The organism is Halapricum sp. CBA1109, assembly GCF_009741825.1.
GTDB lineage: Archaea > Halobacteriota > Halobacteria > Halobacteriales > Haloarculaceae > Halapricum.
Genome location: NZ_WPCA01000067.1, coordinates 1 through 15328, shown reverse-complemented (window position 1 = coordinate 15328; position 15328 = coordinate 1). Strand labels below are relative to the sequence as shown.

The window sequence follows — 15328 nt, the reverse complement described above, 5'->3', positions numbered from 1 at the left end:
AGCTCCCGAACCGGAACCGGTCGAGGTCGACCATCGAGCGGATGGCCGGGCCGGAAAGCGAGACGGCAAGCGCGAAGAGGACGCCGACGCCGGCAGCGGCCGTCCCGCGGGCGACCAGCCCGAGGTCCGTCGAGACGACGAGTTCGGCGTTGCTGACGTCGAGGCTGGCGAGGAGGCCGAGGACGACGATGACGGCCGGCCGCGGGAGCAACTCACCGATGCGAGCGCTGGCGGTTCGGGCCGCGACGGCGAGGATGACGACGGCCGCGAACCGCTGGAAGATATCGAGGTTCAGCACGCTGGCGAGCGTCGGCGCCAGCGCTGCCTCGATAGCGGCGACGACCAGGAGGACGGCGCCGACACCGAGGATTGCGGGGACCTGCTTCCGCGGGCCGCCGTCCATATCCGCGAGGATGACCGCCACGGTGGCGCTCCCGCCGAAGACCAGCAGGCCGACTTCGAGGATGCCGAGGGGGCCGTCGACGGCGCCGGCGAGTATCAGCGCCGGGAACAGGCCGTCGACCAGCGGCAGGGCCATCACCGTCGCCAGGAGTCTGGTCGCACCGCCGACTCGGCGTTCCAGCGCGAGCGCGACCGGGTGTTGGGAACTACTCATCAGGTACGAGGGCCGTCACCCGTGGCCTGTAGGGGCGTTCGTACGCGCCGGCGATACCGACCGAGCACGTCCGTAAACTCCGAGTGTGCCCCGAAATTTGACACTCCCCACGACCACTTTGTCGCCGTGCAGGCGGCTGCCGCTGCCTGACCGCTGTCGTCCGCTCGGGTGGGAGTGACGGAGAACATATCTAACTGTTCGCAGGGTAGTGTCAAAAGGGTTGTGTGATACTGTACACCAAAGGTCAATACGCGTGTAATCGTGCGGTAGAAGACCACACGTTCGCGTATCGGTTTTGCTTTTCAATTCCTACTCCGGTAATATAACGATCTTTAATGTCCAGCGGGTCGTGGCGGGCCGAATGTGACTAATCTCCACACCGGGCGTATCTCGCAACGTTTTTCCGGTCCACAGACCGACGAATTACATGGCGAACCCTTCGAATCAGTTCTCGGCGAAGCTAGAGGTACCGGAAGCGTTGACGTTCGACGACGTGTTGCTCAAGCCCAAAGAGAGCCGCGTCGAGCCCGACGAAGCGGATATGTCGACGCGGGTCTCGACGAACGTCGACCTGAACGTGCCCGTTCTCACGGCGGCGATGGACACCGTCACCGAGAGCGAGATGGCCATCGCGATGGCCCGTCGGGGCGGCCTCGGCGTCATCCACCGCAACATGGACGTCGACCGGATGGCCGTCGAGATAGAGCGAGTCAAACAGGCCGACGAACTCATCATCCGCGACGTGGTGACAGCTAACCCCGACCAGACCGTCGAGGAGGTAGACCGGATGATGTCCACCGAGGGCGTCTCCGGCGCGCCCGTCGTCGGCGAGGACGACGAGGTGCTCGGCATCATCTCCGGCACCGACATCCGGCCGTATCTGGAAGTCGGCGAGAGCGACGCCGTCAGCGAGGCGATGACCGACGAGGTCGTCACCGCCACCGAAGACGTCACCGCCCGTGACGCGCTGGAGTTGATGTACGACCACAAGATAGAGCGCGTCCCCATCGTCGACAGCGAGGACCGTCTGGTCGGCCTCGTCACGATGCAGGGCATTCTCCAGCGACGAGAGTACGACAACGCCGCCCGCGACGAGAACGGCCACCTCCGCTGTGGCGTCGCCGTCGGCCCGTTCGAGCAGGACCGCGCCGTCGCCGCCGACGAGGCCGGTGCGGACATCGTCTTCATCGACTGCGCCCACGCGCACAACCTCGATGTCGTCGAGAGCGCCCGGGAGATCAAAGAGACGGTCGAGGCCGACGTGGTCGTCGGGAACGTCGGGACCCGCGAGGCCGCCGAGGACCTCGTCGACTTCGCCGACGGCCTCAAGGTCGGCATCGGCCCGGGGTCGATCTGTACCACTCGCGTCGTCTCCGGCGCCGGGATGCCCCAGATCACCGCCGTCTCCGAGGTGGCCGACGTGGCCGTCGAACACGACGTGCCCGTCATCGCCGACGGCGGCATCCGCTACTCCGGGGACGCCATCAAGGCCATCGCGGCCGGCGCCGACGCCGTGATGCTCGGATCGTACTTCGCCGGCACCGACGAGGCCCCCGGCCGCGTCATCACGATGCAGGGCAAAAAGTACAAGCAGTACCGCGGGATGGGCAGCGTCGGTGCGATGAAATCGGGCGGCGGCGAGCGCTACCTCAAAGACGTCGAGGACGACGCCGAGGAGGACTACGTCCCCGAGGGCGTCGAGGCCGCGACGCCGTACAAGGGCTCGCTCCAGTCGGAACTCCACCAACTCGTCGGCGGGATGAAATCCGGGATGGGCTACGTCGGTGCCGAGACCGTCCCCGGGTTCAAAGAGCGCTCCGAGTTCGTCCGCGTCTCCGCGGCCGGCCAGCAGGAGAGCCACCCCCACGACGTGATGATCACCGACGAGGCGCCGAACTACAGCCCCGACCAGTAGGGAACTATTTGTCCCGTCGGCGTGTTTCGCCGATGTGACTGCGATCAAACTCGACGACCTCACCAAGACCTACGGTGACGTCACAGCCCTCCAGAACGTGGACCTGACGGTGGCGGACGGCGAGGTGTTCGGCTTCCTCGGCCCGAACGGCGCCGGCAAGTCCACGACCATCGACATCCTCCTCGATCAGGTCCGGCCCACGGCCGGCAGCGCCGAGGTGTTCGGCCTCGACGCCCAAGCCGACTCCGTCGCCGTCCGCGAACGGACCGGCGTCCTCCCCGACGGGTACGGGACCCTCGGCGTGATGACCGGCCGGGAACACGTCGAGTTCGCCTTCGAGGCCAAGAACGCCGACGGCGACGTCGACGCCGTCCTCGAACGGGTCGGCATCGCACACGCCGCCGACCGCAAGGCGACGGCCTACTCGAAGGGGATGGCCCAGCGCCTGATGCTCGGGATGGCCGTCGCCGGCGAACCGGACCTCCTGTTGCTGGACGAGCCGACGACCGGTTTAGACCCCAACGGCGCCCGCCGGATGCGCGAGATAGTCGAGGCCGAACGCGACCGCGGCGCGACGGTCTTTTTCTCCAGCCACATCCTCGAACAGGTCGAGGCCGTCTGTGACCGCGTCGGCATCCTCAATCAGGGCCGACTCGTCGCCGTCGACAGCATCGACGACCTGCGGGAGACGGCGGGGTCGACCGGCCAGCTCCGGGTCTCTTTCGAGTCGGTTCCCGACGGACTCGCCGACGCAGTGGCGAGCGTCGAGGGCGTCGCCTCGGTGACCGCCGAGGGCACCGACCTCGTCGTCGGGTGTGAGGACGGCGCGAAGGCGGCAGTGATCAACCGGTGTTTCGAGGCCGGGACCGTCCGCGACGTCGAGACCACCGAGGCTTCGCTGGAGGACATCTTCGTCTCCTACACGGGAGGTGCCCGCTGATGAGTCGCCTCCCGCTGGTCGTCAAAAAGGACGTGCTGGACTCCTTCCGGGACCGGCAGGCGTACTTCGTCGGTGCGCTGTTCGTCCTCGTCGGGGGACTGCTGGGGTACCTATTCGGCGGCGGGCCACCTGACGCATCCCCGAGCGCAGTGCCGCGGTTCTCGCTCGCGCTGTTGATCTTTCTCGGCGTGATCAGCGCCATCGCGCTGTCGTATAATCAGATCGTCGGCAAGCGCGCCTCCGGGGAACTCAGGGTCCTGCTCGGCCTCCCGTTCTCGCGGTTCGAACTCGTCTACGGGACGCTGATCGGCCGGTTCGTCCTCGTCGGGGCGGTTTCGCTGTTGTCGCTCGGAACGACCGTCGTCGTCGCCGCGGCCCGCGGGACGCCGGTCGGTGCCGTCCCGACGCTCGCGGCGGCCGCGGCAGTACTCACCGTCGTCGCCGTCTTCGTCTCCGTCTCGGTCGGCCTCTCGGCGGCGAGCAAGGACACCTCCCGGGCCTCCGTGGGCGCGTTCGGGTTGTTCATCCTCATCCTCTTCCGGTTGTGGGACCTCCTCCCCTTCGCCGCCCGGTTTTTCACCAACGGCTTCGAGTTCCCCTCCGGACCGCCGCCGACGTGGGAAGTCGCGTGGGGCCACCTCTCGCCTATCGCCGCCATCCGCAACGCCGTCCACGGCGTCGCGCCCGACATCGCCTCCGCGTTCGCCCCCTACGCCGCGCAGATTCCCGAGTCAGAACCGGTGTTCACTGGCCCGCTCTTCGGTGCCGTGGTCGTCCTCGTCTGGGTCGTCCTCCCGGTGACGGCCGGCTACTACCGGTTGGCCGGCGCCGACCTCTAGATCCCGTGGCGCTGTAGGAGGTCCGCGAACCCCGATTCGTCCAGTACCTCGACGTCGTTGTCGGCGGCCGCGTCGGTCTTGCGCTGGCCGGGGCTCTCGCCGGCGACGAGGTAGTCGGTGTTGCCCGAGACGCTACTGGTCGCTGACGCGCCGTGGGCCTCGACGAGGTCCTGTGCCTCGCTGCGGGTGTAGCCCGACAGTGACCCGGTGAAGACGATGGTCAACCCCGCCAGTTCGTCACCGCCCTCGACGTCGGCAGGTTGGGGGTCGACCGTCGCCAGCAGGCGGTCGAGTATCCGGGCGGTCGTCTCGTTGCGGAAGAACTCGACGATGCTCTCGGCCACGACAGGCCCCACGTCCTCGACCGCCTGCAAGCGGTCGGTGTCGCCGTCCTCGGCGACGCCCGCAGCGTCTCGATATCCTCGAACTCCCGGGCCAGCGCCGCGGCCGTCGTGTCTCCCACGTCGGGGATGCCCAACGCCGCGAGGAACTCGTCCAGTGTGGGCTCGCGGCTGGCCGCCAGTTCCGCTAGCAGATTCTCGGCGCTCGTCTCGCCCCACCCCTCTAACTCCGAGAGCGCCTCGGCGTCCAGTTCGTAGAGATCAGGGATGGTCTCGACGAGGTCGGCGTCGAGCAGTTGCTGGACCCGTTGCTCGCCCAGTCCCTCGATGTCCAGCCCCGCGCGGGAGGCGTAGTGGACGACCGCCTGTTCCCGCTGGGCCTCACAGCCCAACCCGGCGGGACAGAACGCCATCGGCCCGTCCCGCAGGACCTCGGTGCCACAGACCGGACACGTCTCGGGGAACTCGACCGTCCCGTCGGTGTTGTCCTCAGTCACCTCGACGACCTGCGGGATCACGTCGCCGGCCCGCTGGATCCGGACCTGATCGCCGACGCCGACGCCGAGGCGTTCGATCTCCTCGGGGTTGTGCAGCGACGCCCGCGAGACGGTGACGCCGCCGACTTCGACGGGGTCGAGCAGTGCAACCGGCGTCAGCCGTCCCGTCCGGCCGACTTGGACCACCACGTCCCGCAACGTCGTCGTCTCCTTGCGAGCGGGGAACTTGTAGGCGAACGCCCACCGCGGCGCGCGGGCAGTGTGGCCCAGCAGATCACAGGCCTCGCGGTCGTCGACTTTGAGCACCGTCCCGTCTATCTCGAAGTCGAGGTCGTCCCGTGCCTCAAGCATCCGGTCGCGGTAGTCGATGGCACCCTCGATGTCGCCGACCAGTTCCGTCTCGTCGCTGACGCGCAGGCCCCACTCGGGGAAGCGGTCGTACATCGCGGCCTGCGTGTCGAAGTCGGTACTCGATTCGAGGACGCCGAAGAAGAATATCGACAGCGGCCGCTCGGCGGTGATCGACGGGTCCAGTTGCCGGAGCGTCCCCGCGGCGGCGTTGCGGGGGTTGGCAAACGGCTCGTCGCCGCGTTCGACTCGCTCGCGGTTGTACGCATTGAACGCCTCCCGCGGCATATACACCTCACCGCGAACGACCAGCCACTCGGGGTAGTCCCCGCGCAGGCGCTCGGGCACCGCCGGGATGGTGCGGACGTTCGCGGTCACGTCGTCGCCTTCCTCGCCGTCCCCGCGGGTCACCGCCCGCTGGAAGCGACCCTCCTCGTAGACGATTTCGATAGAGAGGCCGTCGAACTTCGGCTCGCAGTGGTAGCGTACCTCGCCGTCGTAGCCCGCCTCGCCGAGTCGCTCGCGGACCCGGCGGTCGAACTCCCTGACCTCGGCTTCCTCGTCGCCCTGATCGATAGAGCGCATCGGCGCGACGTGGGAGACGGTGTCTAGCTCCTCGACCGGTTCGCCCCCCACCCGCTGGGTCGGGCTGTCCGCGGTGTCGAGGTCGAACGCCGACTCCAGCCGCTGGAGCCGCGAGAACAGCGCGTCGTAGGTTCGGTCCGGAATCTCCGGGTCGGCCAGCACGTAGTAGCGGTAATCGTGGTACCGGATGGCCTCGCGCAGGTCGGCGGCCTGCTCGCGGGCGCGGTCCTCGTCGAGGGCCTCGGCGAGTTCGAAGGCGGTCGGCGGCTCCTCGACGTAGGGGTTGTCCGGTCGCTCGACGGCGTCTGTCATAGCAGTAGCGGCGGGCGCGTGGAGAAAGAACCCTGCGGTCTACTCGAAGCTCCCGCGCCGGGTTATCTCGGAGACGTCCTTGCGGTCGCTCGGGACCTCCCGCTCCTGTAACTCCTCGGGCAGCGTCTCGGGGTCCGCTCGCTCGCCGATAGCGATCATCGCCTCGGCGTCGAACTCGTCCTCGGGCACGCCGAGGGCCTCGTGGATGGACGCCCAGTCGAAGCCGGCCATCGGGTGGACCGCGAGGCCGCGGCGGGTGCCCTCCAGCGCGAGGTTCTGGAAAGCCGCGCCGGTGTCGAACGACCGCGTCGCGGCCGGGTCGCCGCTGCCCTCGATGGTCGTCTTCGAGAAGACGCCGACGAGGACGGCCGCGTTCGTCGCCCACGCCTGATTGGCCTCGTTCAGCAACTCGACGAACGTGTCCCACTCGTCGTCCTCGCGGGTCGCGTAAACGAACCGCCAGTGCTGGTTGTTGTACGCCGACGGTGCCCACCGGGCGGCCTCGAACAGCGGGAGAAAATCCGACTCGGGCAGGGACTCGCCGGTCATCGCCCGCGGCGACCAGCGGTTGACGAACAGCGGATCAACGTCGTGGTCGGGTGTCCGGTTCGCGGCGACTTCTTCCCGGAGACTCGACTGCGCGTCACGGGGTGTCTGGGTCATCGGGTGTACCTACTGCCCCCAGCCATATGTACGCTCGCGGACACGAACGACACCGGGTGACACCGGTGTCATCGTCACGCGGTGGCGTGCTACAGACCCGCGGCGTCCTCGATAGCGTCGGTCAGTTCCTTGACGCTCTCGACGGTGTGTTCGCCCATATGACCGATGCGGAAAGTGTCTTCGGCGATATCGCCGTAGCCGTTGGAGAAGACCATATCGTACTCCTCGGAGACGGCTTCGATGGTCTCGGCGACGTCGATACCCTGCGTGTTCTCGACGCAGGTCACCGTCTGGGAGCGATAGCCCTCCTCGGCGAAGAGGCCGAAGTGCTCGCGGGCCCACTCGCGGGTGTATTCGGCCATCTCGCGGTGGCGCTGGTCACGCTGTTCGTGGCTCTCTTCGAGCATATGCTTCATCTGCGTTCGGTAGGCCAGCATTAGCGGGATGGCCGGCGTCGAGTGGGTCTGGCCTTTCCGGTCGTAGTAGTCCAGACAGCGCTGGAAGCCCCCGTACCACGAGGCCGACTCGCTCTCGACTTCGCGGTCGTAGGCATCCTCGCTGACGGTACAGACCGCAAGGCCCGGCGGCATCGCGAAGGCCTTCTGCGTGGAGGTGAAGATGGCGTCGATGCCGTGGGCGTCGATGTCGACGTAGTCGCCGCCGAGACAGGAGATGGCGTCGACGACGAACAGCGTGTCAGGGTACTCGGCGACCACGTCGCCGATCTCTTCGACGGGGTTGCGCACGCCCGTCGACGTCTCGTTCATCACCATCGCGACGACGTCGTAGCCACCGTCGGTCTCCTCCAGTTGCGCCCGGACGTCGTCGGGTTTGACCGCCTGTCCCCACTCGTAGGTGAGACGGTCGACGTCCTTTCCGAGCCGTTCGGCGACGTTTGCCTGTCGCTCGCTGAAACTGCCGGAGGTTGGCACGAGCAGTCGGTCCTCGACGAGGTTGAGCGTCGTCGCCTCCCAGAACTCCGTCCCCGAAGCCGTGAGGACGATGACGTCGTCGTCGGTGTCGAGGAACTCGCGGGTGTCCTCGACGATGGTCGTGTAGAGGTCGGTCATCCGGTCCATACGGTGGCCGAACATCGGTTCGGCCATCGCGTCGATGACGTCCTCTCGGACCTCGGTCGGACCGGGGAGGTAGAGCGTCTTGTCCTGATAGTCGCCGGTGTATTCGCGTTTGTCGGTCACGGGTGTCCCTCGGTAGTCGGGACTCCTCCCCGGGAGGGCAAGGGCGTTTTGATACCGACCCACGGCGTTATTGGGTCGGCGCCCCTCCGGCCGGGTATGGTCGGCACAGTGACCGTCGGCGAGGGGACAGAAGTCGAAGTCGAACACGTCGAGGCGTTGCCAAGCGGCGGCGCGCGGTTCGACATCGCCGCCGAGGGCAAGCGGTGGCGTCTCGACGTTGGTCGGGACGGCTCCGTCGACGTCGTCACCACGTGGGACGAGGGACAACTCGCGGATGTCCCGCTCCCGGAGTGGATGGACGAAGTAGTCGCCCGCCTCCAGCACGCTTGATAGTGTTTCTTGTAGCTGTGTACCGGTTCGACCGCCCGATTCCGGGCGGTCGATACCGAAATGACCTACAAGAAACACTATGACGACCGTGATCCGGAGTTACGGGATGGAATCGACCGCCGACCGCAGGCTCTCGCGGTCGCGCCACTCCAGCACCCGGTCGCCGGCCGCGCGTTCGAGCGCCGCGAGGTGGGAGGCCGCCATCCCGTTGTCGTAGTGGTCGTGCATCGCCGCCGCCGTCCCGTAGACGCGCTTGAGCAACCAGAGGCTGTCCCGGACGTGGACCTGCCGGTGGTAGAGGACCCCGAGTTCCCAGACGTGGCCGCCGTCGAAGTCCTCTAACACCCCGACGACGTGAGTCGCCATCGCCGCGAGGATGTCGAACGCCGGCGCCCACAGGTCGATGTCCTCGCCGGTGAACCCGAACGCTTCGAGGCGGACGGCGACCGCTCCGGACCGCCGGTCGAGTCTGTCCCGGACCATCCGGCGGCGCTCGCCCGGGCCGCCGTCGCCGCCGCGCCCGACGACCAGATACCGCCGGTCGGCCCGCCGCAGGTCGTCGAACCGGTCGCTGCCGTGCAGTTGGTCTTTCAGTTTTTGATGTTGCTCGGGCGTCAACCGCAGGGAGTCGCCCGACTCGACCGCGTCCGCCTCGATCCCCGAAAGGTGCGCCGGCGTCGCCTCGTCCCCGCCCTCGGAACCGTCGGTCATACGGTCACCCTCGGAGCCCCAGTATCTAACTCCCACGGAACGACCCGCGGAAACAGTTATGGAACTGTTTAATTGACTATCTGAGGAACTATCTTATTCTAACTCCCAAGTGTTTATGCGGAACGGGGCCGTATGGACACGTATGCGACCGGACACGACCAGCGGTGAGGACGCCGGCGGGTTCGACACGTGGACGGCCCTCCAGAAGGCGACGGACACGCCGCGAGCGAACCTCCTCGCGGATATCGTCGGCCATCCCGAGGGCGCGCCCAGCGTCCGCGAACTGGACTACATGAACCCGGATATGGAGGAGGACACCGTTCGACGACACCTCCGAATCCTCCGGGAGGTCGGCGTCGTCGAGGAGGCGGTGGTCCCGCCGGGCGAACGCGTCCGCGGCTACCCCTACAAGTTCTACCGCCTCACCGACGCGGCCCGACGGCTGTTCGACCGAAACGACCTGTTCCCGGCCGCGGCGTGGCGCCGCCAGTACGACCGCGTCGAGAAGACGGGCGAGATAGCGAGATAGAGTCGATGCCCCGGCCGGAGTAGCCGAACCCACCGGCACGCTTACCGGCCGCCCCGACGACCACCGAGTATGCGCGAACTCGACGATATCCACACCGTCGGCGTCGTCGGCGCGGGGACGATGGGTAGCGGCATCGCACAGGTCGCCGCGACCAACGGCTACGAGGTGCTCCTGCGCGACGTCGACCAAGCGGCGCTCGCGTCCGGGTCCGACGCCATCCGGGAGAGCCTCGACCAGTTCGTCGACAGCAACCGCCTGACCGACAGCGAAGCGGCCTCGATTCGGGACCGGATCACCGGGACGACCGACCTCGAAGCGATGGCCGAGGCCGACATCGTCGTCGAGGCCGCCCCCGAGGAGATGGGAATAAAACAGGACATCTTCGAGCGACTGGACGGGATAGTCCCGCCGGGCGTTGTGTTGGCGACCAACACCTCGACGCTGTCGGTGACCTCTATCGCCGCCGCGACCGACCGGGAACCGCTGGTCGTCGGCCTCCACTTCATGAATCCCGTCCCGCTGATGCCGGGCGTCGAAGTCGTCGTCGGCGAGCACACCGCGACTCGGACCGTCGCGCTGGCGACCGACTTCGCCGAGTCCGTCGAGAAAGAGACGTGGCGGACCGACGACAAGCCGGGGTTCGTCGTCAACCGAGTGTTGATCCCGTGGATCTGTGAGGGCATCCGCGCCCTCGACGAGGGCGTCTCCCGGAAGGAGGACATCGACCGCGGCCTCAAACTCGGGACGAACGTGCCGATGGGCCCGCTTGAACTCGCCGACCACATCGGACTGGATATCTGTCTCAACGCCGCCGAGACCCTCCACGAGGAACTGGGCGACCGCTACAAGCCGCCGTACCTCCTCCGACGGAAGGTCGAGGCCGGCGACCTCGGGAAAAAGAGCGGACAGGGCTTCTACGAGTACGACTGAGACGGACTCTCACCCCGTCCGGAGGCTGACGGCGACGCCCTCCCCGACGGGGAGCAGGGTCGTCTCGAAGCCGGGCGCCTCGCGCACCGCTTTGAGGTAGTCCGCGATGCCGCGGCTCATATCCGTCGCGTCGGCGTCTTCGCCGTCTAACAGTCGGCGGACGTCCGCGGCGTCGATGGTGCCGCCGGCGACGGCGTTGTCAGCCAGCACCACCCCGCCGGGGGCGACGTTCCCCCGAACGGCCTCGAACGCCTCCCGGTAGCGGTGTTTCTCGTTGTCGATCAACACTACGTCGAAGGGACCGTCGTAGTCCTCAATAGTCTCGATAGCGTCGCCGAGTTCGAAGTGAGCGGTGGCGTCGAAGTCGCCGCGGTCGAGGTACTCCCGCGCGAGGTCGAGTTCGTCCGCGTCGACCTCGGTGAGGACGATCTCGCCGTCGGCGGGGAGTGCCCGGGCGAACCAGTAGGCGGAGTAGCCGTACCCCGACCCGAACTCGAAGACGCGTTCGGCGTCGACCATCGTGGCGAGGACCTGGAACCAGCCACCGACGGCCGGGCCGACCGTCGGGAAACCGTGCTCGTCGGCGTACTCGTCCATCTCCGCAAGGACCGCGTCACCCTCCGGGCCGACCGTCTCGGCGAACGCCTCGACGGCGGCGGGAATCGGATTGGGCATACCTCCGGTTCGAGAGGGGTGGTGGTAAACGCTGTGCCGGGTCGCCGCCGACACAACCCGATAAGCACAGCTGAACGCCTCGTAGTGTCTATATTACCAAGCCCCGGTCGGCTGTCCTTCAGTGTGGATGGGCGGAACAGCGCGCATCCAGGAGAACCTATGGTACGAGATTTCACACCCGCCGACGAAGGTATGGAAGTACAGACCAGTGACGGCGAATACATCGGAAAGATCGAATCTGTCGAGGGATCCACGGCCCACGTGAGACCGGACACGGGACTCGCCCAGAGCATCCGTACTCGCCTCGGCTGGACCGACGAGAACGAACAGACGTTCAAACTGGACCACTCCGACGTGGCCGAGATCACCGACGATATGGTTCGCCTCGAGGCCTAAGCCTCGTCCGTCCGGAGTGCTGTCCCGACCGAACCGAGGTGTTCGTGTCCGACGACGGCGGCCACCGACCCTTTTTGCCGCAGACGTTCGATGCGGTTCGCCATCTGACGCTCCCGAACCGCGTCGAGAAACGCCGTCGCCGGCGGCGGTTCGAACGTCTCGAAGAGGGACCTAGACCGGTGGAGATGGGCCAGTTCGTTGTCGGCCTGTCGACGTGGCGAGGCCTCCGGTTCCAGATCGTACTCGTGGCCGTACTCCAGGGCGTCGAGCGACGGCAACACGGACGGCCACAGTCGTGCCAGCCGTCCGGACACCGTGCGGGCCGTCATCGTGCCCAGTGACCGGACCGACTGCACGACCGTCCCGAGAGTGACATCCCGGTGGCGTCCCGCCGCGAGAAGTGCTCGGCCAGTCCCCTGTCCGGGGACGTCGATACCGACTGCGGGCGTCCCGGGAGCGGCCGAGACAGCGGCCGCCATCTCGCCGCCGAACGTCCGTTCGGGGTCTGCTACCTCCGGGACCAGTACGTCGGGCAACTCGACGGCTATCAGGTCCGGTTCGACCTGATCGATCAGTTTCTCGACGCGGGCGATGCTGGCGGGATGGTCGTGCACGACACCGACGAGGACCACCGGTGACGGCCCGTCGGTGACGACCCGAACGAACTCGCGGTCGATCCGTGGATCAGACTCGATTGCTGTCTCGACCGCGGCGTCGAAATCGGTGTGGGGTGGGGACACGGTGAGGTGTGCTCGGGCGACGGTACTGCCCGTAATGTGACCATACTACTCGTCTATTTACGACTTTTGGCAGTAGGCAGACACTGCAGCGGTGTACTCGGCACGTACGGGCGGACGAGCCTGGTAGCTCCCCGGAGTTCGACTGGCATACGCGTCTGTTCACGCAGGACCACCGTGCGCTCACTTCGAGACGCGAGACGACGACGCGTTCTATCTCGCCGGAGAACTGCATCAGCGTCGTCCCGAGGACGTCCATCACACGTACCTGACGACCAAGACAGAGATGGGTTCGCCGACGCCCGCCGCGAGCGTCGTGCCGGCACCCGACAGCGCCAGGCGAGAGCCCACCACTAAACTGTCACCGGTTGCGGCTGACCGGGAACTTCACGCGCTCGGGGTGTTCGTTGAACGCGGCGAGGATGTCCTCGTACAGTTCGTTGCGCACGCGTTGGCCGCGCCGCGGGTCGACCAGATACCGGAGCCGAAGCGTCACCCACGACTCCTTCTGGACGACGTTGACCGACGGACGGGAGTTGACATCCAGTTCGACCGGCGTCTCCGCGAGGCGGTCGCGGTAGCGCTCTATCTGTGCAGCCATCCGGTTGCCGAGGTAGTCGTCGGCGGCCGCGGCCATCTGCTCGCGGGCGAACGCCAGATCAGTCTCGTAGGCGACCTGTACCTCCAGTTCATTCCAGACGAAGGGGAACTCCTCGCGGGTGTAGTTGTGGACGTGACTGGAGAGGACGACGCTGTTCGGGACGGTCGTGACCCGACCCGACGGCTGATGGGAAGTGACTAGGTCACCCTCTATCTCCCACAGCGTCGTCACGAGGAAATCGACCTCGACCACGTCGCCTTTCGACCCCTCGATGGCGACCCGGTCGCCGACCTGATACGGGCGCTTGAGCATAATGTAGAACCACCCGGTCAGCGAGAACAGCGGTTGCTGGAGGGCGAAGGTGACCGCGAACCCGACGACGCCGAGCGAGAACAGCAGCCCGACCCACTGGTCGGTGACGACGCCGAAGACGCCGACCAGCGCGGCCCCGACGAACCCGAGTCGCAGGACGTTGCGGACGTCGTGCTGGCGGCGCTTGCTCTCCAGTCGCGTGACCGCGATACCGTAGACGACGTAGTAGAACCCGGCCGCGAGGAGGGCGACTGCGGCCGCCAGAAGCAGTCTGCTGGCCAGCGGAACCACGTCGACGCCGGCGACGGACTGGCTGTACGTACTCGACCGCAGCCCCGTCCCGCCGAGCACACAACAGAGCCCGGCCACGAACACGAGAATCCCCCGTCTGTTCACGGCCGAACTGTCGACAGCGGCCCACAAAACAGTGTCGCGATTCGCTGACCCAGCGAATGCGAAAAACAGTATTAGGGAATCGGCGTGTACCCGCAACTATGTCCGAACACGGATCGGTCTGGGACCGCCTCTCCGAGGAACTAACTGCCGACCTGTCGGTCAGTGTCGCCGCCGCGTTGGCTGCGCTTCCGACCCTGTTCGCCGTCGCCGCTCTCACCGGTCGGACGGACGCACCACTGTACGTCGCCATCGATGTCGCGGTGTTCGTCCCGTGGGTCTATGACTCCCACTGGCCCGAGAGCTACGACGCGTCGGGGGCGCGGTCTGGGCGCTGTCGGCCGCGCTGGTCACCGTCGGACTGTTCGTCGGTGCGTACGCGCTGTTTTCGGCCGTGGTGACCGAATCGGCGGCCGCCGCCAGCGCGACCGTCGCGACGGTCCTCGCCCAGTACGCGCTCGCTGTCGCCTTCGAGCGTCTCCGGCGCCGTGCCTGACGATGGATGTCAGCGTGCACTCGGAGACGGCGGGCTGTCACAAGAGACAACGGGGCGTCGGCACTACGGGGGCTGTAGCTGTGAGCGACGATAGGGACGTCGCCGAAGTGCTCGCGCTACTTGACGACGAGTACGCCCGTGCCATCCTCCGGCAGACCAGCGGAGAGGCCCTCTCCGCCAGTGAGATCAGCGACGCCTGCGGGATGTCGGTGTCGACGGTCTACCGTCGGGCCGACCGATTGGTCGACTGTGGCCTACTGGTCGAACGGACCGTCGCCACGCCCGACGGGAACCACTACAGCACGTACGAGTCCCGCGTCGAGGAGCTGACGGTCAGCATCTCGACCGACAGCGTCGACGTGCGCGTCACCGAACGGCCCGTCGGCGACCTAGGCGATCGATTCACCGATTTGTGGGAGGGGCTCTGATGGCCGTGACGACCGGTGAGTTGGTGCTCCTCGCCGCGTCGCTGGTCGCGCTGGGGCTGGCGCTGTTCATCGTCTTTCACGCCTATCGGGGGGCACGCCGCAACGACAGCCAGCGGATGTTCGCGCTCGCGACGGGACTGTGCCTGCTCACCGTCGTTCCGACCGCACTGTCGGTCGCCGTGACGGCCCTCGGGCCGGCCGTCGGTGTCGGTAGCGACGGCCGCACGCTCTATCTCCCGCTGTCACAGCGGCTATTCGAGATCGCCGGCCTCGTGACACTGCTGTACTCGCTGTTGCTCTCACCCGGTCGGTGATCCTCTACCGCCTCGCCGCTTCGACCACCCGTTCGACCCGCTGACGGTCGACGGGCGCGGTCGTCTCGCCGCCTTCCTTCAGCGCCGTCCCGACGATGGCGCCGTCGGCGCGGTCCAGCACTGACCCGACCGTCTCAGGTGTGACGCCGCTGCCGACGAACACCGGGACCGCGGGGTCGACCGCGTCCCGGGCCGCGACAGCCGCCTCGACGGCGTCGTCG

The 15328-nt window shown here is 67.1% G+C and carries 17 protein-coding genes and 2 pseudogenes; 10 read left to right on the top strand and 9 right to left on the bottom strand.

The window, feature by feature from the left end; all coding sequences use genetic code 11:
* Nucleotides 1–616, bottom strand: a 616-nt coding sequence (locus GJ629_RS08945; RefSeq protein ID WP_157512663.1) for a DUF5794 domain-containing protein, incomplete at its 3' end; no start/stop codon positions are given.
* Between the two features lie 427 nt (nt 617–1043).
* On the opposite strand from GJ629_RS08945, the gene guaB reads away from it, so the two are divergent.
* The 3 genes from guaB to GJ629_RS08930 are packed head-to-tail and all read left to right on the top strand — an operon-like array spanning nt 1044 to nt 4310.
* Entirely contained in the window at nt 1044–2531 is a 1488-nt protein-coding gene (guaB, locus tag GJ629_RS08940) for an IMP dehydrogenase (RefSeq protein ID WP_157512662.1), read from the top strand.
* Nucleotides 2532–2565: 34 nt separating this feature from the next.
* Nucleotides 2566–3471, top strand: a complete 906-nt coding sequence (locus GJ629_RS08935) for an ATP-binding cassette domain-containing protein (RefSeq protein WP_370515846.1) — start codon at nt 2566–2568, stop codon at nt 3469–3471.
* Nucleotides 3471–4310, top strand: coding sequence for an ABC transporter permease (locus tag GJ629_RS08930; protein WP_157512661.1), 840 nt, complete (start codon nt 3471–3473; stop codon nt 4308–4310). The genes GJ629_RS08935 and GJ629_RS08930 overlap by 1 nt, the downstream gene beginning before the upstream one ends.
* Here the strand turns inward: GJ629_RS08930 and ligA are convergent.
* From ligA to GJ629_RS08915, 3 genes and pseudogenes are all read right to left on the bottom strand, one after another.
* Nucleotides 4307–6393, bottom strand: a pseudogene (gene ligA, locus GJ629_RS08925) (NAD-dependent DNA ligase LigA). The gene GJ629_RS08930 and the pseudogene ligA sit on opposite strands and share 4 nt — an antisense overlap.
* Nucleotides 6394–6432: 39 nt before the next feature.
* On the bottom strand, nt 6433–7056 hold the full coding sequence (locus GJ629_RS08920) for a nitroreductase family protein (RefSeq protein ID WP_157512660.1): 624 nt from the start codon (nt 7054–7056) through the stop codon (nt 6433–6435).
* An 89-nt stretch (nt 7057–7145) separates the two neighbouring features.
* Nucleotides 7146–8255, bottom strand: coding sequence for an alanine--glyoxylate aminotransferase family protein (locus GJ629_RS08915; protein WP_370515845.1), 1110 nt, complete (start codon nt 8253–8255; stop codon nt 7146–7148).
* A 96-nt stretch (nt 8256–8351) separates the two neighbouring features.
* Here GJ629_RS08915 and GJ629_RS08910 point away from each other — a divergent pair, with 96 nt between their 5' ends.
* Complete coding sequence (locus GJ629_RS08910; protein ID WP_157512659.1) at nt 8352–8585, top strand: hypothetical protein; 234 nt, start codon at nt 8352–8354, stop codon at nt 8583–8585.
* Nucleotides 8586–8684: 99 nt separating this feature from the next.
* Here the strand turns inward: GJ629_RS08910 and GJ629_RS08905 are convergent, their stop codons facing one another.
* Nucleotides 8685–9296, bottom strand: coding sequence for an aminopeptidase (locus tag GJ629_RS08905; RefSeq protein WP_157512658.1), 612 nt, complete (start codon nt 9294–9296; stop codon nt 8685–8687).
* Nucleotides 9297–9438: 142 nt separating this feature from the next.
* Here GJ629_RS08905 and GJ629_RS08900 point away from each other — a divergent pair.
* Nucleotides 9439–9848, top strand: a pseudogene (locus GJ629_RS08900) (ArsR family transcriptional regulator).
* Between the two features lie 46 nt (nt 9849–9894).
* A complete protein-coding gene (locus tag GJ629_RS08895) occupies nt 9895–10755 on the top strand; it encodes a 3-hydroxyacyl-CoA dehydrogenase family protein (protein WP_157512657.1) in 861 nt (286 codons plus the stop codon).
* 9 nt (nt 10756–10764) lie between these two features.
* Here GJ629_RS08895 and GJ629_RS08890 read toward each other — a convergent pair whose 3' ends face one another.
* Nucleotides 10765–11430, bottom strand: a complete 666-nt coding sequence (locus GJ629_RS08890; RefSeq protein WP_157512656.1) for an O-methyltransferase — start codon at nt 11428–11430, stop codon at nt 10765–10767.
* Between the two features lie 192 nt (nt 11431–11622).
* Between GJ629_RS08890 and GJ629_RS08885 the strand changes: the two genes are divergently transcribed.
* The gene (locus GJ629_RS08885; protein ID WP_197428519.1) at nt 11623–11826 is read left to right on the top strand and encodes a hypothetical protein; all 204 of its coding nucleotides are present in this window, start codon (nt 11623–11625) and stop codon (nt 11824–11826) included.
* Here the strand turns inward: GJ629_RS08885 and GJ629_RS08880 are convergent.
* Both GJ629_RS08880 and GJ629_RS08875 read right to left on the bottom strand, forming a co-directional pair.
* On the bottom strand, nt 11823–12566 hold the full coding sequence (locus tag GJ629_RS08880; RefSeq protein WP_157512654.1) for a hypothetical protein: 744 nt from the start codon (nt 12564–12566) through the stop codon (nt 11823–11825). The two genes, GJ629_RS08885 and GJ629_RS08880, sit on opposite strands and share 4 nt — an antisense overlap.
* Before the next feature lie 358 nt (nt 12567–12924).
* On the bottom strand, nt 12925–13872 hold the full coding sequence (locus GJ629_RS08875; RefSeq protein ID WP_370515844.1) for a mechanosensitive ion channel family protein: 948 nt from the start codon (nt 13870–13872) through the stop codon (nt 12925–12927).
* 98 nt (nt 13873–13970) lie between these two features.
* Between GJ629_RS08875 and GJ629_RS08870 the strand changes: the two genes are divergently transcribed.
* The 3 genes from GJ629_RS08870 (at nt 13971) to GJ629_RS08860 (ending at nt 15107) form a co-directional block, all read left to right on the top strand.
* Entirely contained in the window at nt 13971–14270 is a 300-nt protein-coding gene (locus GJ629_RS08870; RefSeq protein ID WP_157512653.1) for a hypothetical protein, read from the top strand.
* Nucleotides 14271–14445: 175 nt separating this feature from the next.
* Nucleotides 14446–14793, top strand: a complete 348-nt coding sequence (locus tag GJ629_RS08865; protein WP_370515843.1) for a helix-turn-helix domain-containing protein — start codon at nt 14446–14448, stop codon at nt 14791–14793.
* Nucleotides 14793–15107 (top strand): hypothetical protein, encoded by a 315-nt coding sequence (locus GJ629_RS08860; protein WP_157512651.1) that lies wholly within the window; start codon nt 14793–14795, stop codon nt 15105–15107. Before GJ629_RS08865 ends, GJ629_RS08860 begins: the two co-directional genes overlap by 1 nt.
* Nucleotides 15108–15111: 4 nt before the next feature.
* Here GJ629_RS08860 and GJ629_RS08855 read toward each other — a convergent pair.
* Nucleotides 15112–15328: BtpA/SgcQ family protein (locus GJ629_RS08855; RefSeq protein WP_305037652.1), on the bottom strand; the 217-nt coding region annotated here is incomplete at its 5' end.